The sequence below is a fragment of the Peribacillus sp. P4_D6 genome (assembly GCF_056401795.1).
This window is the reverse complement of the sequence record NZ_JBFUIQ010000181.1, coordinates 1-5,837: the sequence shown is the minus strand read 5'-3', so window position 1 is coordinate 5,837 and position 5,837 is coordinate 1. Positions and strand designations below refer to the sequence as shown.

8 protein-coding genes are annotated in these 5,837 nt (G+C 39.0%); 6 read left to right on the top strand and 2 right to left on the bottom strand.

From position 1 onward, the window contains the following. Positions 1-274 precede the first annotated feature (274 nt). The 3 genes from AC1DVB_RS24765 (at position 275) to AC1DVB_RS24755 (ending at position 2,000) form a co-directional block, all read left to right on the top strand. Positions 275-679, top strand: a complete 405-nt coding sequence (locus tag AC1DVB_RS24765) for a secondary thiamine-phosphate synthase enzyme YjbQ (protein ID WP_048679988.1) — start codon at positions 275-277, stop codon at positions 677-679. Between the two features lie 39 nt (positions 680-718). Then, positions 719-1,294 (top strand): GNAT family N-acetyltransferase, encoded by a 576-nt coding sequence (locus AC1DVB_RS24760; RefSeq protein WP_239861458.1) that lies wholly within the window; start codon positions 719-721, stop codon positions 1,292-1,294. Positions 1,295-1,400: 106 nt separating this feature from the next. Beyond that, positions 1,401-2,000 carry a cell wall hydrolase gene (locus AC1DVB_RS24755; RefSeq protein ID WP_057277373.1) on the top strand — a complete coding sequence of 200 codons (600 nt, stop codon included), beginning with the start codon at positions 1,401-1,403 and terminating at the stop codon, positions 1,998-2,000. A gap of 58 nt (positions 2,001-2,058) precedes the next feature. Here AC1DVB_RS24755 and AC1DVB_RS24750 read toward each other — a convergent pair whose 3' ends face one another. Beyond that, positions 2,059-2,646 carry a DUF2087 domain-containing protein gene (locus AC1DVB_RS24750; RefSeq protein WP_057277374.1) on the bottom strand — a complete coding sequence of 196 codons (588 nt, stop codon included), beginning with the start codon at positions 2,644-2,646 and terminating at the stop codon, positions 2,059-2,061. A gap of 159 nt (positions 2,647-2,805) precedes the next feature. On the opposite strand from AC1DVB_RS24750, the gene trhA reads away from it, so the two are divergent. Together trhA and AC1DVB_RS24740 are read left to right on the top strand one after the other, a co-directional pair. Then, positions 2,806-3,450: a PAQR family membrane homeostasis protein TrhA gene (gene trhA, locus AC1DVB_RS24745; protein ID WP_063575916.1), complete on the top strand. Its 645-nt coding sequence runs from the start codon at positions 2,806-2,808 to the stop codon at positions 3,448-3,450. A 100-nt stretch (positions 3,451-3,550) separates the two neighbouring features. Further along, positions 3,551-4,036, top strand: a complete 486-nt coding sequence (locus AC1DVB_RS24740) for a YusW family protein (protein WP_098866604.1) — start codon at positions 3,551-3,553, stop codon at positions 4,034-4,036. Between the two features lie 262 nt (positions 4,037-4,298). Here AC1DVB_RS24740 and AC1DVB_RS24735 read toward each other — a convergent pair whose 3' ends face one another. Continuing rightward, positions 4,299-4,871, bottom strand: coding sequence for a biotin transporter BioY (locus AC1DVB_RS24735; protein ID WP_057277377.1), 573 nt, complete (start codon positions 4,869-4,871; stop codon positions 4,299-4,301). A gap of 313 nt (positions 4,872-5,184) precedes the next feature. Here AC1DVB_RS24735 and AC1DVB_RS24730 point away from each other — a divergent pair, with 313 nt between their 5' ends. Further along, positions 5,185-5,703: an NfeD family protein gene (locus AC1DVB_RS24730; RefSeq protein ID WP_057277378.1), complete on the top strand. Its 519-nt coding sequence runs from the start codon at positions 5,185-5,187 to the stop codon at positions 5,701-5,703. Positions 5,704-5,837 lie beyond the last annotated feature (134 nt).

The following is a 5,837-nucleotide window of genomic DNA, read 5'->3' as shown; positions in this document are numbered from 1 at the left end:
GGTGAGACCCCACAGGCGTTTACGCCGAGGAGGCTCACCGCCCGCCCCGCGGAAAGCGAGCATCTGGAGGGGAAATCAACCACACCGCACTACTTGGTAAATAGCAACAAAGTATGCGAAAACAGCCTAAAATAAAAAGATCAATAGGGATGTTTTTTTTTGATTGTCATCGATAAGATCTCCTTATGTTTTAGTCGTGCATTGTTTAAGAAAGCATGAATTTTTATGTTTATGGGTAAAGGAGTATTAAAATGAATAAAAGGAGTGAATGTACATGCTGAAGAAAAATACCTTAAAAACGGTGAAAAGGGATGATATGATTGATGTTACGACAGAAGTACAGGCATTCATCAAGGAAAAGGGGATTCAAGAAGGGGTAGCTCTTATATATTGTCCACATACGACTGCAGGGATCACGATCAATGAAAATGCTGACCCCGATGTCAAAAAGGATATATTAAGAAGATTGGATGAGCAATACCCATGGAATCATACATTGGATTTACATATGGAAGGAAACACGGCTGCCCATTTGAAATCAAGTACGGTTGGTTCTTCACAACAGGTGATCATCCATAAAGGGAGCTTAGTCCTTGGTACTTGGCAGGGTGTGTATTTTTGTGAATTCGATGGTCCAAGAGAAAGGCAATATTTTATTAAATTATGTGTCGACCAGTAAAATGGAAGGTTCAGCATGGATGAAGTGGGAGGAAGCGGAGTGGACGATGTTCGGATTGAAGGTAGTAAAGTCATATTGAGGAATGTAAATCAAGCCGATTTAAAACGTTTATGGAGCCTGAAATATGGCGAAACCGATCCGGAATGGAAAAAGTGGGATGCACCTTATCTCCCTCTTGAACTCATTGATTTCCATACGTTTATCGAAAAAGAAACGAAGCATAAAACCTATGATGAAAAAATCGGGACTTACTCCGAGCTATTAATGGAAAAAAACGATCAAATTATAGGATCTGTTGTATATTACTGGGAACATGAACCTTCACGCTGGCTTGAAATCGGAATTACTATTTTTGATCCCCAGTATTGGAATGGCGGTCATGGGACAGAAGCATTAATGATGTTCAGTGGGTATTTATTCGAAAACCTGGAGATTGAGCGGGTTGGACTTACAACTTGGTCAGGTAATGAACGTATGATCGCAGTTGGGAAAAAGGTAGGAATGCAAGTAGAAGGAAGAATGAGAAAATGCCGCTATCATGATGGTTATTATTATGATTCAATCAGAATGGGAATAATGCGGGAAGAGTGGGAATCATTAAAATTTCAAAGGTAAATTGAAACGTGAAAATATTTCCTGCATTTCCTTGGAAAAAATTTAGCACTGTTTTCTCCAATATGGTCTGTTATCCTAGGAAGGTGCTTAACGAGGAGGTAACAGGATGAAATTATCAGTATTAATATCCGTGATAATGACTCTAAGTGTCATCGTACTTGGTATAGCTTTTCCTAAGGGAACGACAACTAAAGCTTCTGATGGGGCAACTAAACATGTCATTAAACAAGGTGAATCGATTTGGGATATTGCAAAGCAGCACGGTGTTCCGATCGGTAAGTTAAAAGAAGTCAATCATAACGTAAATAATGTTGCCGAACCTGGTAAAACATTGATTATTCCACATGTAATGAATGATAAAGATAAAGAATTATTAGCAAGGCTTGTGCATGCAGAAGCCAAAGGGGAACCATACAGAGGAAAGGTCGAGGTGGCGGGAGTTGTTTTGAATCGCCTTGATAGCAATGAATTCCCTGATACGGTCCGGGAAGTGATTTATCAAAAAAACCAATTCTCGCCTGTTGGTGATGGCAGTATAAACAAACCGGCAGGAAAGGATGCCAAGAGAGCTGTCAATGAAGCATTGGCTATTCATGGCTACACAAATGATGCCTTGTATTTTTGGAATCCAAGTATTTCGGACAGCGAATGGATGAAACAATTAGAGGTAATAAAAATTATCGGCGGGCACCATTTTGCCATCTAAACTGCATCTTAAGAACCGGCTTTCCAAATGGGAGACCGGTTCTTTTTTTAGAAAACCGTTAAATGATATCAGCCCACATTTCGCGGGGATTCAGCTCATAAATGCTGTTTTCGCGGTACATGATGCTTCCGATAATGAGTTCACGTCTTATCGTTGCATAATCATCATGGAAAGACTGGATGAATTCATTCAGTTCTTTTTCTGGATATTTACGTCCCTTTTCCAGAAGGCTTCCAATATGATGAAGAACGATCATTTTCTTTTTTCTTTGTGCTGGTATAGTTTTTAGTCGACCATCTGGAGTATAAAAGTTTTCAAGGATCTTTTTATGTTCTAAAATCAGCTTTTGATTTTCCATTTTACTGGAGTCCCCCTTAGTTGAAACCATTTTAGGCAATGCTGACGAATAATGCTGCAGGACATCTTCATTCAAAAAATAATAGACCGTATTTTTTTCCCTCCGGTCCTTCACTAAATTAATGTCTTTCAATTTCGATAAATGGTGTGAGATGGTCGGAGCCGTCAATTTTAGTATACCTGCAAGTGCCTGTCCGTGTTTTGGACCGTTTGCCAGGATGGATATTATCCTGATCCTTGTCACATCACCAATCGTCTTGTGGAAAGCGACCAATTTTTCTAATTGCACTTTATCCCCCCTCATAATTAGATTAACATCTAATTAGATAATAATCTAATTAGTGGCAGTTAATCAAGTTACTATTCACTTTTCTATATTGCTTGGAAGATCTGATGTATACTTTAGGGGAATACTAAAAAAATTAATCCGGAATTAAGGAGCTGTAACATGGCCAATACTCATGTTTATACAAGAAAAGAAGAAGTGGTCAATGCGATAACCCACGGTGTCGGCGTTTTGTTGAGTATTGCCGCACTTGTGTTTTTAATCATATTTTCAGCCCAAACAGGATCGCCTTGGAATGTAGTCATTTCGGTCATATATGGTGTTTCCATGCTTCTTTTATACGTCTCTTCCACTTTAGTGCATAGTTTTCCAGAAGGTAAAACAAAGGATATTTTTGAAATCTTTGATCATTCAGCCATATATATATTCATTGCAGGAACATACACGCCAATCATGCTTCTTGTGATCAAAGGGTCACTGGGCTGGACACTGCTAGGTATCATTTGGGGAGTTGCAATCATTGGCGTCGTCTTCAAAGCTTTCTATGTGAAAAAATTCCTCTTCCTTTCGACGATCCTTTATATTGCCATGGGGTGGATGATCGTTATCGTTTGGGGACCACTTACAGCTACGATGCCTGCAGCGGGTATCCAGCTACTGATTGCAGGGGGATTGCTTTACACGTTCGGAGCCATCTTTTATGTTTGGCGGGGTTTTCCGTTCCATCACGCGGTTTGGCATGTATTCGTGCTTGGGGGAACTGCCACACACTTTTTTGCGGTATTGTTTTATATCCTTCCACAATGATCACTTGGCCGATTTGATGTATTTGAGAGATTGGTTGAGGTTTTAAATGACCCCCATTAGGAAATAAGAAAGGTATACAAACTAAAGGAGGAAAAAACTAATGGGGAGATCAATCAAAATATTATCAGTGCCGTTTGCCGCTATGCTTGTTTTGGCTGGATGCGGCGAAGAGAAAGATGAAGTGAAAAACCCCCCGGTTCAGGAAAATGAAAATCAAGCTGAAAATAATCCTGAAACAGGCAAGGATAATAATGAAAAACTGCCTTTCACATATAAGGATTTTCAATTAGAAGTGGATTATACCGGCAATGATAACGAATACGAAGCTGAATATGATACAATGGGAGCCCAAACAGAAGCTTCAATCGAGGACAAGCTTAACAAACACGAAGTTCACGGTGATGAAGCAATGAAAGAGTTGACCCCGATTCTAGAAAAATTGACATTCACTAAAGATTCAACAGATGAGGAAGTCATTCAAGAAGTGACAAAAGCTTTTAATTTGAAGGATGGCTATCAAGAATTTGATTTAGAGGTCGTTTTCGATGATGGTACGAAAAAAGAATATAAAGTGAGTAATAAGTAACTAAAATCCGTAACGATATTCTGCATGTTTCTGTGTGCCTTCAATAGTTGTCAAATTACTGTTCCTATAGTAAAATGATTACGGTTAGCAAAGGGGATAATATACATTTGCTATTCATATTCGGACTTATGGGGATAGGACCGCAATAAACACTTGCAAAAAAGATTCTTTTTTAAGAGTCTTTTTTTTTGCAGTGATCTGGAAGTTGAATATAGAAGAAAAGAGAGGATACCACAAGCGGTATCCTCTCTTCATTTACCCATCATTGGGATATTGGTGCATTTTTTTTTGGCAGCATATTAGCCGACGCTAACCTTGAACGGATTGTAATGCCAAGCCAAGATGCAAGGAATGCCTTTAAAACGCCTACGATTATAAATGGTGCAAAACCGCTGGCGAATGCCACTGGCCAAGATAATGAACTCATATATTTTAACCAAACCGTACCGATTACCAAAGTAATTATCATCCCGATTGTATTTGCAACAAAAGCCATTGCAACGGAGAAACGGGTTTTTTCCAATATCAGACCCGTTATATATACTGTCGGGATATAGGATAATAAATAACCGCCAGTCGGACCGAATATCTTAGCTATTCCCCCAGACATTTCAGCGAAAACCGGTACTCCCGCTGCCCCTATGAACAGGTATAGTAAAACGGAAGAGGTTCCATAACGTGAACCCAGTATCGTTGCTGCCAGTCCAACAGCTAGAGTCTGTCCTGTAATCGGAACTAAGGGCAGTGGAATTGTAATTTGGGCAAGTATTCCTATAAGTGCTGCAAATAATGCTGTAACCATCATCATTCTTAACTTCTCATGACGCTCCTTCATCGTGTTTCCTCCTAATGTAAACCTGGGTATGTAACGAGTTAACATATAAAGAATTTTAATATGTTAAGTAAACACTGTCAATGGTATTATGCAATTTATTTCATTAATGGTCTTTTAAAAGACAGGGTTTTCCAAGGGTGAAATTCAAAACTTGGAAAATAAATGAAACTTTTTGAATGCATCATCCGTATGAATGGTAAGCGAAGTAAATGGAGGGGATTATAACTATAGATTATTAATGTTGGTAAAACGCTTATCTAGGCCATTAAAGTAGTATGCGGCTTAGAAAAATCGAATTTAAAGGATGAAAGAGATGGAGTTATTTGGAGTTCCATTAGAAACAGTCTATTTATATGGATTAATTATATTCGGGGGGTTAACATTCTTATTTATCTTGTTTAATGATATATTTTCCGGCCTTGAATTACCGGATATATTTAATCCTACGCTCATTTTTTGCTTTTTGACCGTGTTTTTTGCGAGTGGTTTTTTACTTGAATCGCTTTCAGGGCTTAATGCTGGATTATGTGCCGGCATTTCCCTCATCATTTCATTTACCATCGTCACTTTACTGAATGTATTTGTTTTGATTCCCATCTCATCAGCGGAAGAAAGTTTGACATTTCATGATAATGACCTGAGAGGAAGGGTCGGCAGGGTTCTCACATCAATCCCCGTTGACGGGTTTGGGGAAGTCCTGATAGAAAGCATCAGTGGAAGCATCGCCAAAACTGCGGCCAGCTATAAGAATGAAGGAATTGTTTCGGATACAAAGGTCTTGATCATCGAAGTTAAAAATGGGGTTATCTATGTTATGCCCCACCAGGATTAAAAAAGTGTAGGAGGTAAGGTATGTTTGATTTGATTTGGATAGTTGTCGCCATAGTTGCAGTTTTATTTATCGCACTTATTGCTGTCTTTGTTACGAAATATCGCACGGCTGGTCCTGATGAGGCATTAATCGTG